At 37.6% G+C, this 16,178-nt stretch carries 12 protein-coding genes; 6 read left to right on the top strand and 6 right to left on the bottom strand.

The annotated features are described in order from the left end of the window. Positions 1 to 11: 11 nt before the first annotated feature. The 4 genes from BWI92_RS01440 to BWI92_RS01425 all read right to left on the bottom strand — a co-directional run bounded on the left by BWI92_RS01440 (position 12) and on the right by BWI92_RS01425 (position 6,232). Entirely contained in the window at positions 12 to 2,009 is a 1,998-nt protein-coding gene (locus BWI92_RS01440; protein WP_095160342.1) for a sialate O-acetylesterase, read from the bottom strand. 151 nt (positions 2,010 to 2,160) lie between these two features. Then, on the bottom strand, positions 2,161 to 3,582 hold the full coding sequence (locus BWI92_RS01435; RefSeq protein WP_095160341.1) for a CCA tRNA nucleotidyltransferase: 1,422 nt from the start codon (positions 3,580 to 3,582) through the stop codon (positions 2,161 to 2,163). Between the two features lie 330 nt (positions 3,583 to 3,912). Beyond that, complete coding sequence (locus BWI92_RS01430; protein WP_095160340.1) at positions 3,913 to 4,476, bottom strand: L-threonylcarbamoyladenylate synthase; 564 nt, start codon at positions 4,474 to 4,476, stop codon at positions 3,913 to 3,915. Between the two features lie 154 nt (positions 4,477 to 4,630). Further along, positions 4,631 to 6,232, bottom strand: coding sequence for a hypothetical protein (locus BWI92_RS01425; RefSeq protein WP_095160339.1), 1,602 nt, complete (start codon positions 6,230 to 6,232; stop codon positions 4,631 to 4,633). A 295-nt stretch (positions 6,233 to 6,527) separates the two neighbouring features. Here BWI92_RS01425 and argS point away from each other — a divergent pair, with 295 nt between their 5' ends. From argS to BWI92_RS01410, 3 genes are all read left to right on the top strand, one after another. Then, the gene (gene argS, locus BWI92_RS01420; RefSeq protein WP_095160338.1) at positions 6,528 to 8,306 is read left to right on the top strand and encodes an arginine--tRNA ligase; all 1,779 of its coding nucleotides are present in this window, start codon (positions 6,528 to 6,530) and stop codon (positions 8,304 to 8,306) included. An 83-nt stretch (positions 8,307 to 8,389) separates the two neighbouring features. Beyond that, complete coding sequence (locus BWI92_RS01415; RefSeq protein WP_095160337.1) at positions 8,390 to 9,016, top strand: glutathione peroxidase; 627 nt, start codon at positions 8,390 to 8,392, stop codon at positions 9,014 to 9,016. A gap of 321 nt (positions 9,017 to 9,337) precedes the next feature. After that, on the top strand, positions 9,338 to 10,237 hold the full coding sequence (locus tag BWI92_RS01410; RefSeq protein ID WP_095160336.1) for a 1,4-dihydroxy-2-naphthoate polyprenyltransferase: 900 nt from the start codon (positions 9,338 to 9,340) through the stop codon (positions 10,235 to 10,237). 51 nt (positions 10,238 to 10,288) lie between these two features. Here BWI92_RS01410 and BWI92_RS01405 read toward each other — a convergent pair whose 3' ends face one another. Further along, entirely contained in the window at positions 10,289 to 10,972 is a 684-nt protein-coding gene (locus BWI92_RS01405; protein WP_095160335.1) for an OmpA family protein, read from the bottom strand. A 165-nt stretch (positions 10,973 to 11,137) separates the two neighbouring features. On the opposite strand from BWI92_RS01405, the gene BWI92_RS01400 reads away from it, so the two are divergent. Then, positions 11,138 to 12,484 carry a tetratricopeptide repeat protein gene (locus tag BWI92_RS01400; RefSeq protein WP_229242203.1) on the top strand — a complete coding sequence of 449 codons (1,347 nt, stop codon included), beginning with the start codon at positions 11,138 to 11,140 and terminating at the stop codon, positions 12,482 to 12,484. 56 nt (positions 12,485 to 12,540) lie between these two features. Here BWI92_RS01400 and BWI92_RS01395 read toward each other — a convergent pair whose 3' ends face one another. Beyond that, positions 12,541 to 13,314: an AMP nucleosidase gene (locus BWI92_RS01395; RefSeq protein ID WP_095160334.1), complete on the bottom strand. Its 774-nt coding sequence runs from the start codon at positions 13,312 to 13,314 to the stop codon at positions 12,541 to 12,543. A 653-nt stretch (positions 13,315 to 13,967) separates the two neighbouring features. Between BWI92_RS01395 and BWI92_RS01390 the strand changes: the two genes are divergently transcribed. Both BWI92_RS01390 and pafA read left to right on the top strand, forming a co-directional pair. Continuing rightward, a complete protein-coding gene (locus BWI92_RS01390; protein WP_310588849.1) occupies positions 13,968 to 14,261 on the top strand; it encodes a type I restriction enzyme HsdR N-terminal domain-containing protein in 294 nt (97 codons plus the stop codon). A gap of 78 nt (positions 14,262 to 14,339) precedes the next feature. Further along, entirely contained in the window at positions 14,340 to 16,016 is a 1,677-nt protein-coding gene (gene pafA, locus BWI92_RS01385; protein ID WP_095160333.1) for an alkaline phosphatase PafA, read from the top strand. The last annotated feature ends 162 nt before the right edge of the window (positions 16,017 to 16,178 follow it).

The following is a 16,178-nucleotide window of genomic DNA, read 5'->3' as shown; positions in this document are numbered from 1 at the left end:
AATCCAACCACTTACTTCATTATCAACACTTTGCTAAATATAATTTGATTATTGGGTAATTGTAATTTCAAAAAATAAGCACCATTTTGAAGCGTTTCAGGAAACTCTACCCAATATTCTTCCCCTACTCTATTCGATTTAATATCAATAATTTCTTGTCCATTACTGGAAAATACTTGTAGTTGCTTCACCTCATTTACTCCCTGAATCGTGAGAAAAGTACTGGCAGGATTCGGAAAGATTTTTACCGATACACTAGGGTTCTCGACACCCAAAACTTGTGAATAATCAATCACCAACTTTGTATCAGTGTACACAACCGACCCATCGGCAAGTGTCAGTTTTAATCTGTAATAAGCAAATACTTCTTTCGGTCGAATCACAGACCATTTTCCCTCTAAAGTGCTATTGGCATTTTCGATGTACACATCTGTAAAATTCTGCTGATTATTACTGTATTGAACCGTGATTTTGGTAGGTGCATAAGCTTCGACATACGACCAACTCAAATGCAACGAATCTGTCTTTTCAACCAATGTAAATTGATTTAAAGGAGTCCAGCTACCTGACAAAGTAAACGTATTGGAAAGTGTACTTTGCAAAAAAGGTGCTTCAGAAACAATTCTGAGACGATACACCTCAAGAGGTGACACATTCTGAATATTGATAGTCACAGGGCTATTGGTTCCTTGTCCAACCTGTGCTACAAATTTTCCATCTTTATCCAATAGTTCTACTCGATAGGTCTTATTCTGACTAGTACTTCCCTGAAAATAAACCGCAAAATTTCGTCCGAATGGTAGATGTGTTGGTAATAATCGAGGCACTAAAGTGGCTTGAGGTTGATATGGAACAGCCTTTTTGAAAAAAGTTGTATCCATCGTGCGCATCCATGCTGTAGCAGCTAGTGTTAATCCCTGAATACCATTTTTGATATTTTCTAAATGCCCGTGAGCAATAGGTCTAGGATTTTGAATAGTATCTGTTTCGGGTCCAGCAAAAGTATTAGGTACATTTTTAAGAATTGCATTCTGTCCTTTAATAACCAAATCTGCCCATTCATTACGGCTCGAAACTGTTGAGCGGGCAATTGACCAAGGCATATTATAGCCAAAAGCTTGACGAGATTTTTCAATTACATTCTTTACATTAGATTCATAATTTTGTGCAGAAGTCTGATTATGAGAAGCATCTGATTCACCTTGCATCCACAAAACGGCTCGAAGCCCAGTATGAGAAGCCAAATATTGTAAGGTATTTTTAAAATTAGCATAAGGCTGCTGGTTTGGCCAATTTTTGTTGACATACTGATTAAAAGCCAATTCTCCATTTGCTGACTTACTCCAGTTTTCGGAAGTAGCAGCAGCCCAACCACAGTTTAATAAAAAAACAGGAACTTGATATTTCTGAACGATTTTGTCTGCCAACTCACCCCACAACCATGCCGACTCTCCCGATGGATACATATTGGTATTGGCTAAAGCCCTTTCCATTTTGTGCATCACCATGGGCGTGTTGGGAGCAATTGTGAGGTTATCTTTCTCATCCAAATATTTATTCAAATCGTTAATCACAATTACTTTTTCTGAAGCATCCTTAGAACCCAAACCCTGCACGCCCATAGCGTTAGACTGCCCCGCAATCACGAATACCTCTCCCACTCCGATCTGCTCGATAATCTTTTCGTCGATAATCGTATTATTGACCCAAGCACGTACATACAAGTCATAAAAACCTGCATTTACTTTTACTTTTCCAGAAAATTCATGATTCAAAACATTAGTGGCAAGGATATTCCAGCCTTTGGCAGGCTTACCTATTTCGACTAATTGATACTCGATTTTAGTAGCAGCAGCATTGGTATATCCTGTAATCACCAAATCGGCTTGGTTAGATAAATTCCGTTGTAAAATCAAACGATTGATAGGATGCAAAATAGTCATTTGTCCCCAAACATAACAGGGAAATAGTAACAATAGCAAGAAAATCCACAATCTGGAGGTCTTCATGGAGCAAGGAATTTGTTTAAATACGTGGCCTATAATTCAGAAGATTCAAGGATTTGTTCGAATGAACGATGTGTGGAAGTGAAATACGGCTATGAAATATAAAATAGCTTTAGGCAAAATAGCTAAGATTGCCTAAAGCTTGTAATAGATACTACAATTTGGGTGTCAAACCTAGTTTACGTCCCTCTTCAATAATAAATGGCATTCCTGACTCCATCGTATTTTCGATTTGCCCTTCGATAATAGCTTCTCGAACAGCAATTTTGATAATACCAACTTCTTTTGAAGGGGTTAGCCCGAAAGTTTCCATAATGATTTCGCCAGTAATAACAGGTTGAAAATTACGCAGTCTATCGCTTTCCTCCACCTCTTTGAGTTTCACTTCAACTATGTCAAAATTACGAAGGTAGCGCTTTACTTTTTCTCCATTTTTAGAAGTAATATCTGCGCGACATAAAATCATGAGTCCTTCCAAATTTTCACCTGCTTCAAAAAGTAACCTCCTCAACGCAGAGTCAGTGATGGTTTCTTTGGATAAAGCAATGGGGCGTAAATGCAAACGAACCAAGTTTTTTACATAACGCATTTTCTCGTTGAGAGGCAATCGCATATTCGTAAAAATTGGCTTTACCATTTTGGCGCCCAACTCCTCATGCCCATGAAAAGTCCATCCTTTTTTCTTATCAAAACGCTTGGTGGCAGGCTTGGCAATATCATGCAAAATAGCCGCCCAGCGAGTCCACAAGTCGTCAGATTTTTTGGCAACATTGTCCAGTACTTGTAAGGTATGGTAAAAATTATCTTTATGCCCTTTACCCTCCTCTGTTTCTACTCCTTTTAATAGACAGAACTCAGGGAAGATCAGTTGCAACAAACCGCAAGAATCTAATAATTTAAACCCATAAGAAGGTACTTTCGAAAGAATAATCTTATTCAATTCTTCGGTAATACGTTCTTTCGAAATAATCGAAATACGATCTTTCATCGACAACAAAGCATCGAAAGTATCAGGGTGAATGTCGAAGTTTAATTGCGTTGCAAAACGAACCGCACGCATCATTCTCAAAGGATCATCAGAGAAAGTAATGCCTGGCTCGAGTGGTGTTTTAACAATTTTTCTTCTCAAGTCAGAAACACCATCAAATGGATCTAACAATTGTCCAAAATCACTCTTGTTCAAGGATATAGCCATCGCATTGATGGTAAAATCTCTACGATTTTGATCGTCTTCCAAAGTTCCATCCTCCACAATTGGTTTGCGGGAATCGCTACGATATGACTCTTTTCTTGCTCCTACAAACTCGACTTCCCAATCATCAATACGAATCATTGCCGTTCCAAAATTTTTGAATACAGACAAGTACGTATCTTCACGTCCAGAATTTTTGGCTACTAATTCAGCCAATTCTATTCCCGAACCAACGCACACAATATCAATGTCTTTGGAAGGACGATTTAAAATTAAATCACGAACAAATCCACCAACCACAAAGGCTCGAACATTCAGCTGTTGTGCCGAATCCGCTACTAATTGGAAAATGGGGTTATTATTTAAAGTTTCTGTAAAATTCATACAATTGTTTTGTAAAAGACTCTGAAGCTATAGCTCCCTTCTTTTCATTCTCTGATGACAATTGAACAAAGTATTCGCTTTGAGTCAATGGTCTGTTGGGCTTTAGTCCTGTATAAAGGATTTGAGACTATTGCAGATTTGGGGTTTCTGATCTCGGAAATAAAGTAAAATACCTTTGTTTTTTACAAAATATAGCAACTTACACTTCCGAAATCCAACATCCGATATCAGCAATAAATAGTTTTTATAATCCTTCGTACTCGACTAATTGGGGTTTACCATTTCTTAAACTCAATACAAGTATGGTAAACGGGCAATCGTGAAATATTGCTATTTTCTAATAAACTCAAACTCTCCGTACATCCCAATTTTAACAATCTGAGAAGGTTGGGCGTTTAGGTTTTCACCTTTAGGATTTTTAAGAATATAATCTACATTGTCGATAATTGACTGGTCAATGTCTGAAAACTGTGTTGGACTTGGTTGTCCTGAAATGTTCGCCGAAGTAGAGACAATCGCTCTTTCCATACGATGCACCAAACCTTTACAGAATTCATCCTTTACCAAACGAATAGCAACACTGCCATCTGGACCCATCAAGTTTGGCGCTAAGTTTTTACCTTTAGGATAAATGACTGTTAAGGGTTTTTCAGCAAACTCAACCAAATTCCAAGCAATTTCGGGTACTTCAACTAGATATTCTGAAAGCTGTTCGATTTTTGAAATAAGCACGATAAATGCCTTATTTGCAGGACGATGCTTAATTGACAAAATTTTCTCTACAGCTTTTTCGTTACGTGCATCGCAACCTAATCCCCAGATTGTATCAGATGGGTAAAGCAAAGTATCACCTTTCTTCAAATGTGTCAATGCCTCTCTATATAATTCTACCATTGTTTTAAATATTAGTCTTAGCAAAGAAACTATTGCTATTCGCACAAAGTATTTTCTGGAAAACGGTGTTCCAAAACTTTTGTTTTTTCAATTTTCACGCAAAGATACAACATTCTATCCTTCTTCGAGGATTTTCATAAAAGGATACCCTATATCATTTTTGACTAGTTGGGCTAGATTGTTGTGGCGCATAGGCCATTTTACGAATATAAAGTACTTCCGACCCCATAGCATTGTCACTTCTGGCAGGTACTTGACGTGTTCCCCAAATCAAAAAATACTTATCGTACCAAGCTGCCACTTCGGCCTCTTCGTCGATACGACGGTTTTCAATATCTGACTTTATTTCAAACAATTCTTTGTCTGAAGAACCTTTTCCATTGTGTAGATTTTGAAGATTCAATTTTCCTTTCTCCAAATAGGTCGTTATCCAATCGCCTTTGTACTGAGACACTTGTACTTGCTCCACCAAACCACTCCCTTCAAGAGAACCTAATGAAACGGCATCGTCCCAAAGTACTTTCCCATCCTTTGTAAACTCGCAAACAATGGCGTGCGTATAACGATAACGTCCTGCTCTAGCTCGCATACGTTGAGCTTGGGCAATACTTATGGGAGCATAATTGTACATTCCTAGGGTATTGTTATTGTTTGGAGAATAATAATAGACCTCTGCCAATACCAATGCGCCTTTTTCTGTTTTAATCAAATCATGTACTTGTAACAAATAACTAAAGTTGGTTTCCTTGCCCTCTGTCTTCTTCTTCGCTATTTTTTCTTTTAGTTTTTGCTGACGTTTGGGAGATAAGTATCCAAAAAAATTACTCAACTCAGAAAAATCAATCATGGTCGTTCCTGTTTGCTCGCCATTTTCAAAATGAGTCAGATACAAGCCTCTCGAATAATTACTGCAATTGGTAGAAAAGTTGCCTACCAAAATTGTTTCTTGCTCTGATACAGGGAGGAGCCTTCCGCTGACAAAATTGACATTTTTCTGATCTTCTAAAGGCACATGATTGGTTCTCAGCAAATCACCCATATATGAATAAGATAGTAAAGACATACTGCAAATGCCTTTCCTTCTTTCATTGATGATCACGTTGACTTCGTTACGTATTTCATCAATCTCCAAAGAATTAATCGTTACATTTTTGTCGTATATTCCTGATAAAACTTTTGTAGTAGCGTTAAAAAAAGCAAATGATATAACTACTGGTTTGTCAAAATAAGTACCTGCAAAATAGGCTGAGTTTCCTAAAACTTTAAAATGACTAATGGTTCGCAGGCCTACTAATTTTCCTTTAAATTCATCTATTTCGCCCAAACTCAAGTTGACACGCGTAATGACAAAATCATCGGCCTCTGCCTCGGCAAATAGAAAATACATATAGTCGGCATTTGAATAGGTCAACAGGTTTTCCATTCTTACAGGTGGTATATACTTTGTATTCCACAGCTCTCTGAGCGTAGAATCTATTCTGTAAAACTCCCATTGACTATTTCTACCAAATATTTCAGCATTATCAAGAACCACCAATGCGCCTCTTTCTTTCAGCGGAATTACCGACCAGTCCTTCGTTTTGCCATATTCTTTGATATACTCTACATCATTCACCTTATCCAATTGAGCCCAAACTGAAAAGTTCACCAAACAACAAAGCATACAAAGAAGCCCAAGGCCAATACGCCAGAAATTATTCCTAACAATAGGAAAAACCCGAAAGGAAGAGATGAAGATAGTAAGGTGTTTTTTCATAGTATCGATAAAAGGTTTTTGCTAGAATTAAACGGACAATTAGTTCTGTTTTAATGGAAAACAAACATTATATCAGATTGTTATCTTTCTGTATCTCTTTTACAATTTACACATTTCAAAGGTTCTGAAAAAGAAAAAGCATAGAGGTTTTCTTTTTCAGATATGGTTATCGAAGGGATTTTGGCTAATTTTGCACTTCGGTAGAAGGGACACTTCGTCAAATACGATTTTTTGCCATATTTAATGGTCTTCACTTTCTTCCTTTTAGTAAACACTGGAAAATTTTCCTAGCGCAATGAATATCGAAAAAATACTCCAAGACAGTATTCAAGCTGCCCTTTTGGCCGAGTTTGAAGTTTCCGAACCAACTATAGCCCTTCAGCCTACTCGTAAGGATTTTGAAGGATTTTACACATTTGTGGTTTTTCCCTATGTCAAAGCTCTTCGCAAGTCTCCTGTAGAAATTGGAAATGCCATCGGAAATTACTTGGTCAACAATACTACTGTTGTTAGTACCTTCAATGTAGTACAAGGCTTTTTGAATATTTCTATTGCCGATACTGCTTGGAAGGATACTTTCAATCACCTTAGAAGTGATGCTTCGTTTGGTCAGCTCGCTGCCAAAAACGAAACTGTTATGGTAGAATATTCTTCTCCCAACACCAACAAGCCTCTTCACTTAGGTCACCTTCGTAACAACTTTTTGGGATACTCTGTAGCTCAAATCTTGGATGCCAACGGCTACGATGTAATCAAGGCCAACCTTGTAAACGACCGTGGTATCCATATTTGTAAGTCGATGTTGGCTTACCAAAAATTTGGTCAAAACGAAACACCTGCTTCAGCTAGCCTAAAAGGCGACCACTTGGTGGGTAAATATTATGTAGAGTTTGACAAACACTATAAAGTAGAAGTAGAAGCCCTAAAAGCCGAAGGTATATCGGAAGACGATGCCAAAAAACAAGCGCCATTGATGAAAGAAGCGCAAGAAATGCTTTTGAAATGGGAACAAGGCGACGAAGAAGTAGTAGCTCTTTGGCAAAAAATGAATGATTGGGTTTTTGATGGCTTCAATCAAACATACCTAACCATGGGTGTAAGCTTTGACAAAATCTACAAAGAATCTAATACTTATCTTTTAGGAAAAGAGACCGTTGAGGAAGGTTTAGCTTCAGGAGTTTTCTTCCAGAAAGAAGATGGCTCGGTATGGATTGACCTTGCAGATGAAGGACTTGACCAAAAATTAGTACTTCGTAAAGATGGTACTTCGGTATATATCACCCAAGATATGGGCACAGCCGATTTGAAATACAAAGATTTCGGTATGTCAAAATCACTTTATGTGGTAGGTAACGAGCAAGATTATCACTTTGAGGTATTGTTCAAAATTTTGAAAAAATTAGGTCGTCCTTACGCTGAAGGTTGCTACCACTTGAGTTATGGTATGGTTGACTTACCTTCAGGAAAAATGAAATCAAGAGAAGGCACTGTAGTAGATGCCGACGACTTGATGCAAGAAATGAAGGATACCGCTCGTGAGCGTACCAACGAATTAGGTAAAATCGACGGATTTACTCCTGAAGAAGCAGAAGAACTATACAGTACTTTGGCAATGGGTGCCTTGAAATATTTCTTATTGAAAGTGGACCCAAAGAAACGTATGCTTTTCAATCCAGCCGAATCTATTGACTTCCAAGGAAATACGGGACCATTCATTCAATACACGCACGCACGTATTTGTTCGATTTTGAAAAAAGCAGAAGGTCAAAATATCAATATCGAAGAAGCAAGTGCATACACTAGTTTGCATGAAGTAGAGCGTGAAATCATTTTTGCATTGAGCGAATATCCAAGAAAAGTTGCCGATGCAGGACGTGAATATTCACCAGCCTTAATTGCACAATATGTGTATGACTTGGCAAAATCATATAACCGTCTATTTGCTGAATTGAGCATTTTTAGTGCTGAAAGTCCAGAAGCGATGCAGTTCAGAGTACAGCTTTCAAAAGCAGTTGGCGAAACAATTAAGAAGGCTATGGCGTTATTAGGTATAAAAGTACCAACAAGAATGTAATCCGTTTGTCGAATATTCAGACTTTAACCTGTTTTTCGCTTGATTGGATTGGCAATATTGGATAACTTTCAGCTTTAGTATTTATGAAAAAGCCCTTGTTTATCATCCTTTTAACAATCGTAACTGTCATGATTCTTAAACTTTTGAAAGTAGGAAGCTTGCTAGGAGCATTAGCACTTCCTTTTACCAAAAACTCTATCGAAAACAGACCTGTGATCACTGAATTTGCAGCTAAAAAAACGCTTTATGATTTCAAGATGAAATCATTAGAAGGCAAAGACGTAAATCTTGCAGACTATAAGGGTAAAAAAGTGATTATCCTAAATACTGCTTCAAAATGTGGCTTTACTCCACAATACGCTGACTGGGAAGCTTTTTATCAAGCCAACAAAGCGAAAGTAGTAGTATTAGGTTTTCCAGCGAATGAATTTGGTGGACAAGAGCCTGGTTCAAATAGTGAAATTGCATCTTTCTGTCAAAAAAACTACGGTGTTTCATTCCCAATGTTTGAAAAAGTTGTAGTAAAAGGCGAAGGCAAATGTGATTTGTACAAATGGCTTACTACAAAAGAATTGAATGGTTGGAACGACAAAGAACCAAGTTGGAACTTCTGTAAATATTTGATTAACGAAAAAGGAGAGTTAACAAACTTTTTTGCTTCAGGCGTAAAACCAAATAGCAAAGAATTCCAAGATGCGTTGAACAAGTAATCATGAATCTTTTTTGATAACTTAAAATACGCTTTAGGCAGTAAGCCGTAGGCATTAGGCAAAAATTATATTCATGATTTTGTTAGAAATACTTTTTGCTTACGGCATATAGCTTAATGCCTATTGCAGGTAAAATTAATTTTATTTTACCCGCTAACTTATTTCAAGTAAAAACATCTAAATACCGAATGTACAGGTTATTTTTGTAGCTGTATATTCGGTATTTTTCTTGGATAAAGGTTTGTCGTCTAGCGTGTGGCTAGCGATACTTTTCCACTTCTTTTCGTTTTATTTTATACTTTAAAGGCTTTTATATAACACATGAAAAATTGGATTTTGGCGGCTCGTCCTCGTACATTGCCTTTGGCACTTGCCAGTATTTTAATGGGAAGCTTCTTGGCGGCAGGTCATGATGCTTTTTCTTGGAAAATCTTTTGGTTGGCAGTGCTTACGACCACTTTTTTGCAAGTTCTTTCCAACTTTGCTAATGATTATGGAGATACAGTAAGTGGCGTAGATAGCGTAGAAAGAACAGTAGCAACCCGTGCTGTACAAACGGGGGCTATTACTCGAGAGCAAATGACCAGAGCGATGATTATCATGTCTGTATTGTCCTTGGCATCAGGTTCACTATTGATTTATGAAGGGCTCAAAGACACCGATATGCAAACGATTTTGGGCTTCTTTGGACTTGGTATCTTATCGATTATTGCAGCGATTACCTACACTGTTGGCAAACGACCATACGGATATATGGGCTTAGGAGATATTTCGGTATTGATATTTTTTGGATGGGTTGGCGTATTAGGAACTTACTTTTTATATACTCACAACTTTGATTGGTTAAACTTTCTACCAGCAAGTTCATGTGGCTTATTTGCGGTTGGCGTACTGAATATCAATAATATCCGAGATATAGAATCGGATACGAAAACAGGAAAAAATTCAATCCCAGTGAGATTAGGAAAGGAAAAGGCGGTTATTTATCACTGGTTACTGTTAATTGTAGGATTTTTGTGTGCAGTAATTTATACACTTTTAAATGAATCGGGCAACAACTGGATTCATTGGTTGTTTGTTGTTACACTTCCCTTATTGATTAAAATTGGTCGTGGGATTTCTCAAGGACAAACACCTGCTCAAATCGACCCATTTTTGAAAAGAATGGCTTTGACCACACTTCTATTTGTCCTTACGTTTGGCCTAAGCCAAATCCTATAATAACATTTTGGGGCTAGAGTATAGAGCATTCATACTGTACTCTGGCTTTTTTTAATTGGTACCTGCCACACGCATATCTGTTGAAATTTTGTCGAACAAGCTTTTGTGAGGCATAATAAATACCTCCACACGGCGATTCATGCGTTGTCCGTCTACAATATCATTACTTGCTACAGGATTTCGTTTTCCATACCATAAGGCTTTGAGTCGATTAGGAGCTACACCGCTCAATACCAGCCAATTGGCCACTTGAGCTACTCTTTTCAAAGACAAACGATCATTGTAAGCATCGGTACCATTAGCATCGGTATAGCTTTCCATAATGACCGACGTGTGAGGATACGACAATAACACACGCGAAAGGCTGGCCATATTCATTTTGCCAAACTCAGAAGGGATATCAGAGTTGCCGATAAAATAAGAATCGGTATCAAAGCGTATGTGAATAAGTTTGGTGTCAACACGAGTCACAGGGCTTACCTTGACTTGCTTTCGGAGGTCGACCAATTGCTTATCAAAATACTGAGCCACTCTTTCGTCTGCTGTTAACGAAGGTTCCAATCTATCGCTCACTGCCCGACTACGAGTAGTTGACGACTGTTGGACTGTCTGCCACCTCTCATCGGTATAGATACGATTTTTATTGATTACTCGACAACCATCCAAGCTTACAGTTGTCCCAAGCATAAGCCCAAGCAATATCTTTTTTCTACTCTTTGGAAAGGCAAATTTCATGACAGTTTATCTTTTATCTTTTGGCTGTAAGGTATTTTTTCAGTAATTTGGCTGAAACTTTGGCAATTACAAAGTTATAAAACAAATCTAAAGGTTAATCTATCTATTTACTTCATTTTTGATAGTTAACCTATCACTAAAACTTATTTTTTCAAATTTAACCCTATGAAAAAGAGTTTTTATTCTGCTCTGCTGTCTATATCTCTGCTTAGTTTTACTGGATATTCACAACAAACCCCTGCGCCCACACAAACTTTTCAAGAGTTGATGGACTTAGGTGTAGTTCAGAGTCGTCAGGGCAACTATCCACTAGCTCAAAATTACTTCACACAAGCTATCCAGCTTCAACCAGATAATGCTGTTGCTTATTATAGCCGTGGTGTTACAAAGTCTAACCTTAAGGATAACCGTGGTGCTATCAATGATTTTGACAAAGCTATCGAATTAAATCCAAGATATTCGGATGCTTACATCGGTCGTGGAACTAGTAAAGCAAGACAAGAAGACCATAAAGGCGCTCTACAAGACTACAACCGTGGTATTGACCTGAACCCTGTTGACGCAAATGCTTACTTTAGCCGTGGTTACAGCAAATCAAAATTAGAAAACTACAAAGGTGCGCTTTCTGACTACAACAAATCTTTGGATTTAACTCCAGATAATGCCTTGGGTTATGCTGCACGTGGCGTAGTTAAGCAAAAACTAGAAGATTACAAAGGTAGTTTAGAAGATTTTTCAAAAGCAATTGAATTAAGTCCAAAACGCCCTTCTTCTTATTCTGGTCGTGCTTACAGTAAAATGAAAATGGCTGACTACAAAGGCGCCATTGCCGATTATGGTAAAGCACTAGAAATCAGCCCAGAAGATGCTGAATCTTTGTACTATCGTGGTTATTGCAAAAGCCAAACAGAGGACTTTGCAGGCGCACAAATAGACTTTGACCGTGCCTTAAGCCAAGACCCAGAAAATGCTCCCGCTTATTATGGTCGTGGTTTTGCCAAAAATAAGCTTGGTCGTACCAAAGAAGCTATTGATGATTTCAATAAAGCAATTGCTATTGGCAACATCGAAGCGAAAAAGGTTCTTTACGCAGGTCCTATTACCAAACAAGTTTTGGATGAACTACGTAGTGGTGTAAGCGAGCGATTGAAAATGGCAGAAATGACTGCTGAGCGTTCAGAAGTATATTATAACCGTGGTTTATCAAAAGCAAAAATTGGCGATACCAAATCTGCTATTGAAGACTACAACAAAGCTATCGCTCTTAATCCAACTTTTGCTGAAGCATACTTTACAAGAGGAATGGTAAAATCTCAAATTGGCGACCAGCGTGGTGCTATTCAAGATTGTACAAATGCCCTTAAGTTGAATTCTAAATATGCTGAAGCATACTATGTTCGTGGTATTATTCGTCATGCATTGGGTGATACTGACGGATGTAATGACTTGAGTAAAGCTGGCGAATTGGGCTACACTGCGGCGTATGCGGTAATTCGTGACTATTGTAACTAGTATAAATCTGCTATAGATAAAAAAAACCTGCCTCATCAGCAGGTTTTTTTTATTCCTTATTCAAATCGTAAGTGTTTCACAGATTCACCTGACATAGCAAGTTCTTCGAGAGAATCAATTCCAATTTGAAGATGCTTTTCTACATAATTAGCCGTGATTTTCTTATCACTTTCTTCTGTTTTTACACCGTCTGGTGTCATTGGGTTATCCGAAACCAACAATAATGCCCCATGAGGAATTTTGTTGGCAAAACCTACCGTAAAGATAGTGGCAGTTTCCATGTCGATACCCATCGCACGAATGTCTGTCAAATATTGCTTGAATTGCTCATCATGTTCCCAAACACGGCGGTTAGTTGTATATACCAAGCCAGTCCAATAATCTAGCTCATGTTTTTTAATCATGGAAGAAACAGCTCTTTGCAAACGGAAAGAAGGAAGTGCAGGAACTTCTTTTGGCATGTACTCATCTGAAGTACCTTCTCCTCTTACAGCAGCAATAGGCAAAATCAAATCACCAAGTCCAAGATTCTTTTTCAAACCTCCACATTTTCCTAAAAATAATACTGCTTTAGGAGAGATAGCAGTCAAAATATCCATTACAGTTGCAGCCATTGGCGAACCCATACCAAAATTGATAATGGTAATATTGTTGGCTGTGGCAGTTTGCATAGGTCTGTCGATACCATTAATTGGTACATCAAACTGCTCTGCAAACATCTCTACATAATTTTTGAAGTTTGTCAACAAAATATATTGACCAAAGTCTTCGATGGCTGTGCCAGTATATCGTGGCAACCAGTTTGTCACAATTTCTTCTTTTGTTTTCATACCTGATGAAGTCGTGGTTTTGTTTAAAAGTTAATTTATTTGGAAAAGGGAGACAGGTCTCAGTGATGAGTTGTGAATGTAAAATACTATTGACCCGATAGCTACAATGCTATGAAATTCAACCCATTTTGAATAGTAAATCGTGATAATAAAAAATTTACGCTCAAAATTCACAATTCACCACTCACTATTTATCACTAATATTTATCTATAGCCCTTTTAAATAAGGTGTGCTGAAACATGTACGCTATTTTTAAAAATGCGTAAATTATTAAAACACAAAAACGAATGTTAATTTAACAGGCTAATACTACGATGGTATTTTCCGAGAAACAAGAATAAGCTGAGATTTAAACGAATCTTAAACTTGTTTTAACTAAAAGTGTCTAACCTTTATTGCTATTTTCTGTTAGACCAGAAGTCTTGCCTTTTTGAGGCTAACTGATAGGCTACGAGTCTGTTAGGATTTACTAAATTTTCACAACAAACTGTGCAGTAGAAATAATGGAATTATTAAACCTTCCTACATTTGACTACAAGTTACAAAAAAAGATGGAAAATTATACATTTTCGATCAGCTTCGTAAAAAGTATTTGTTTCTGACTCCTGAAGAGTGGGTCCGACAACACTTTGTCAACTATCTTATTACACACTTGGCTTATCCCAAGAGTCTTATCAAACTCGAATCGGGACTTTCTTACAACAATGTCCAAAAACGTACTGATATTCAAGTATTTGATAGAAGTGGGCAGCTCTTTATGATTATCGAATGTAAGGCGCCCTATGTTGCGCTTACTCAGGCAGTGTTTGAGCAGGTGGCTCAATACAACCATTCATTGCGAAGTCCTTATGTGGTCATTACCAATGGAATGAGCCAATATTGCTGCCAAACCAATTGGGAAACTTTTCAAATTGACTTTTTAGAAAACCTACCCTTATTCCCATAATTTCATAAATTCATAACTACAAAGCCGTACTATCATTGCTCTATGATTATGTATCTTTGTCAAAAAACTACCTTCATTATGAACAAAAAACTCATAACACTGTTTGCTGGACTTTGTGCAGTTGTAACAGATTTATCTGCTCAGTCTCCAATAAAGAGTACCTCTAAAGCCAGTACCGCGGTTGTAAAAACAGCACCAAGTAAACCAAAACTAGTAATTGGTATCGTTGTAGATCAAATGAGATATGACTACTTGTATCGTTATAGCAATAAATATACAGCTGGAGGCTTCAAACGCTTGATGGGTGAAGGTTTTAATTGCCGCAATCATCATTATGACTACGTGCCAACTGTTACAGCCGCTGGACACGCAGCCATCTTTACTGGCTCAGTACCGGCTGTAGATGGTATTATTGGAAACGAATGGTTCGATAGTAAATCGGGGCGTACTGTATATTGTGTAGAAGACTCAACGGTAAAAACGATAGGTTCTGCTACCTCAGCAGGCTTGATGTCGCCAAAGAATCTATTGGTGTCTACTATTACCGACCAAGTAAAAATTGCCCAAAATCATCAAAGTAAAACAATTGGTATTGCGTTGAAAGACCGTGGTGCTATTTTACCAGCTGGTCATACTGCCAATGCAGCTTATTGGTTTGATTCAAAAGATGGTTTCTGGATTTCATCTTCATTTTACATGAATGAATTACCAAGCTGGGTTAAAGAATTTAATGCTCAGAAAAACCCTCAAAAATATGTAGCAAAAGGCTGGAATACCTTATTACCAATTGAGCAATACACTGAAAGTACTCCAGATGATCAACCTTTCGAAGGGAAATTGAGTGGTGAACAAAAACCTGTATTTCCTCATGAACTTGCCGCACAAGCAGGTGTAAACCTTTTGGAAGTGATTCGTTCGACACCGTATGGTAACTCTTTAACTAAAGACTTTGCGGTTACGGCTATTCAAAATGAACAACTAGGAAAAGGAGCAAGCACGGATTTCTTAACAGTAAGTTTTTCATCGACGGATTATGTAGGTCATGCGTTTGGACCAAACTCTATTGAAGCAGAAGATACTTATATTCGCTTGGATAGAGACATTGCTTCATTATTGAGCTTCTTAGATACTTATTTGGGGAAAGAAAATGTACTGGTATTCTTAAGCGCCGACCACGGTGTAGCAGATGTGCCAGGTTATTGGCAATCTAAAAAACTTCCTGCAGGAACAACCGACGGACTTGTACTTACCAATACAGTTAAAGATGCCTTAAAAGCGTCTTTTGGTGAAGGTGATTATGTAAGAGCTGATGAAAACAATCAAATTTACTTGAATCATGAGACCTTAAAAACTAGAAATCTTTCGCGTGCACAAGTGTTTGAAGTTGTTCAAACTGCCCTTTTGAAAAGACCAGAAGTGGCCAATGTTATCGACCTTCAAAATCTTGCCAATGCTACGGTACCAGAATATCAAATCGGTTATATCAAAAATGGTTATAATGTGAAACGTAGTGGAGATTTTCTTTATTTCCTAAACCCAGGATGGTTTACAGGACGTAAAACTGGTACTACACATGGTTCGGTATATCGTTATGATACTCACATCCCATTGTTGTGGTATGGATGGAAAATCAAACATGGAGAAACCTCAAAACGCACTAACATCTCTGACATTGCTCCTACGGTAGCAGATTTATTGGATGTCTTAGAGCCTAATGGAACTGTTGGTAATATCATTACTGATGTAGTAAAATAATGCAAACACTTGTTCCTTTTACTAAAAGAGACCTAATTAACATTAGGTCTCTTTTACTTTTCTAAAGAAAATAACTTATTTTTGAAGAATAACTAGTTTGGTATGATTCATGCAGGAAATAGGGCAAATTCAAATAGAATTTTTAACGCTTAACCCGCATTT

It is taken from the genome of Flectobacillus sp. BAB-3569, from assembly GCF_002270355.1.
Taxonomy (GTDB): domain Bacteria; phylum Bacteroidota; class Bacteroidia; order Cytophagales; family Spirosomataceae; genus Flectobacillus; species Flectobacillus roseus.
Note: the sequence above shows the minus strand (reverse complement) of the source record. Positions and strands in the feature narration are given on the sequence as shown.

Coding starts and splice junctions, on each gene's coding strand:
- BWI92_RS01440 (WP_095160342.1), bottom strand. CDS start 2,009: ATGAAGACCTCCAGATTGTGGATTTTCTTGCTATTGTTACTATTTCCC.
- BWI92_RS01435 (WP_095160341.1), bottom strand. CDS start 3,582: ATGAATTTTACAGAAACTTTAAATAATAACCCCATTTTCCAATTAGTA.
- BWI92_RS01430 (WP_095160340.1), bottom strand. CDS start 4,476: ATGGTAGAATTATATAGAGAGGCATTGACACATTTGAAGAAAGGTGAT.
- BWI92_RS01425 (WP_095160339.1), bottom strand. CDS start 6,232: ATGAAAAAACACCTTACTATCTTCATCTCTTCCTTTCGGGTTTTTCCT.
- argS (WP_095160338.1), top strand. CDS start 6,528: ATGAATATCGAAAAAATACTCCAAGACAGTATTCAAGCTGCCCTTTTG.
- BWI92_RS01415 (WP_095160337.1), top strand. CDS start 8,390: ATGAAAAAGCCCTTGTTTATCATCCTTTTAACAATCGTAACTGTCATG.
- BWI92_RS01410 (WP_095160336.1), top strand. CDS start 9,338: ATGAAAAATTGGATTTTGGCGGCTCGTCCTCGTACATTGCCTTTGGCA.
- BWI92_RS01405 (WP_095160335.1), bottom strand. CDS start 10,972: ATGAAATTTGCCTTTCCAAAGAGTAGAAAAAAGATATTGCTTGGGCTT.
- BWI92_RS01400 (WP_229242203.1), top strand. CDS start 11,138: ATGAAAAAGAGTTTTTATTCTGCTCTGCTGTCTATATCTCTGCTTAGT.
- BWI92_RS01395 (WP_095160334.1), bottom strand. CDS start 13,314: ATGAAAACAAAAGAAGAAATTGTGACAAACTGGTTGCCACGATATACT.
- pafA (WP_095160333.1), top strand. CDS start 14,340: ATGAACAAAAAACTCATAACACTGTTTGCTGGACTTTGTGCAGTTGTA.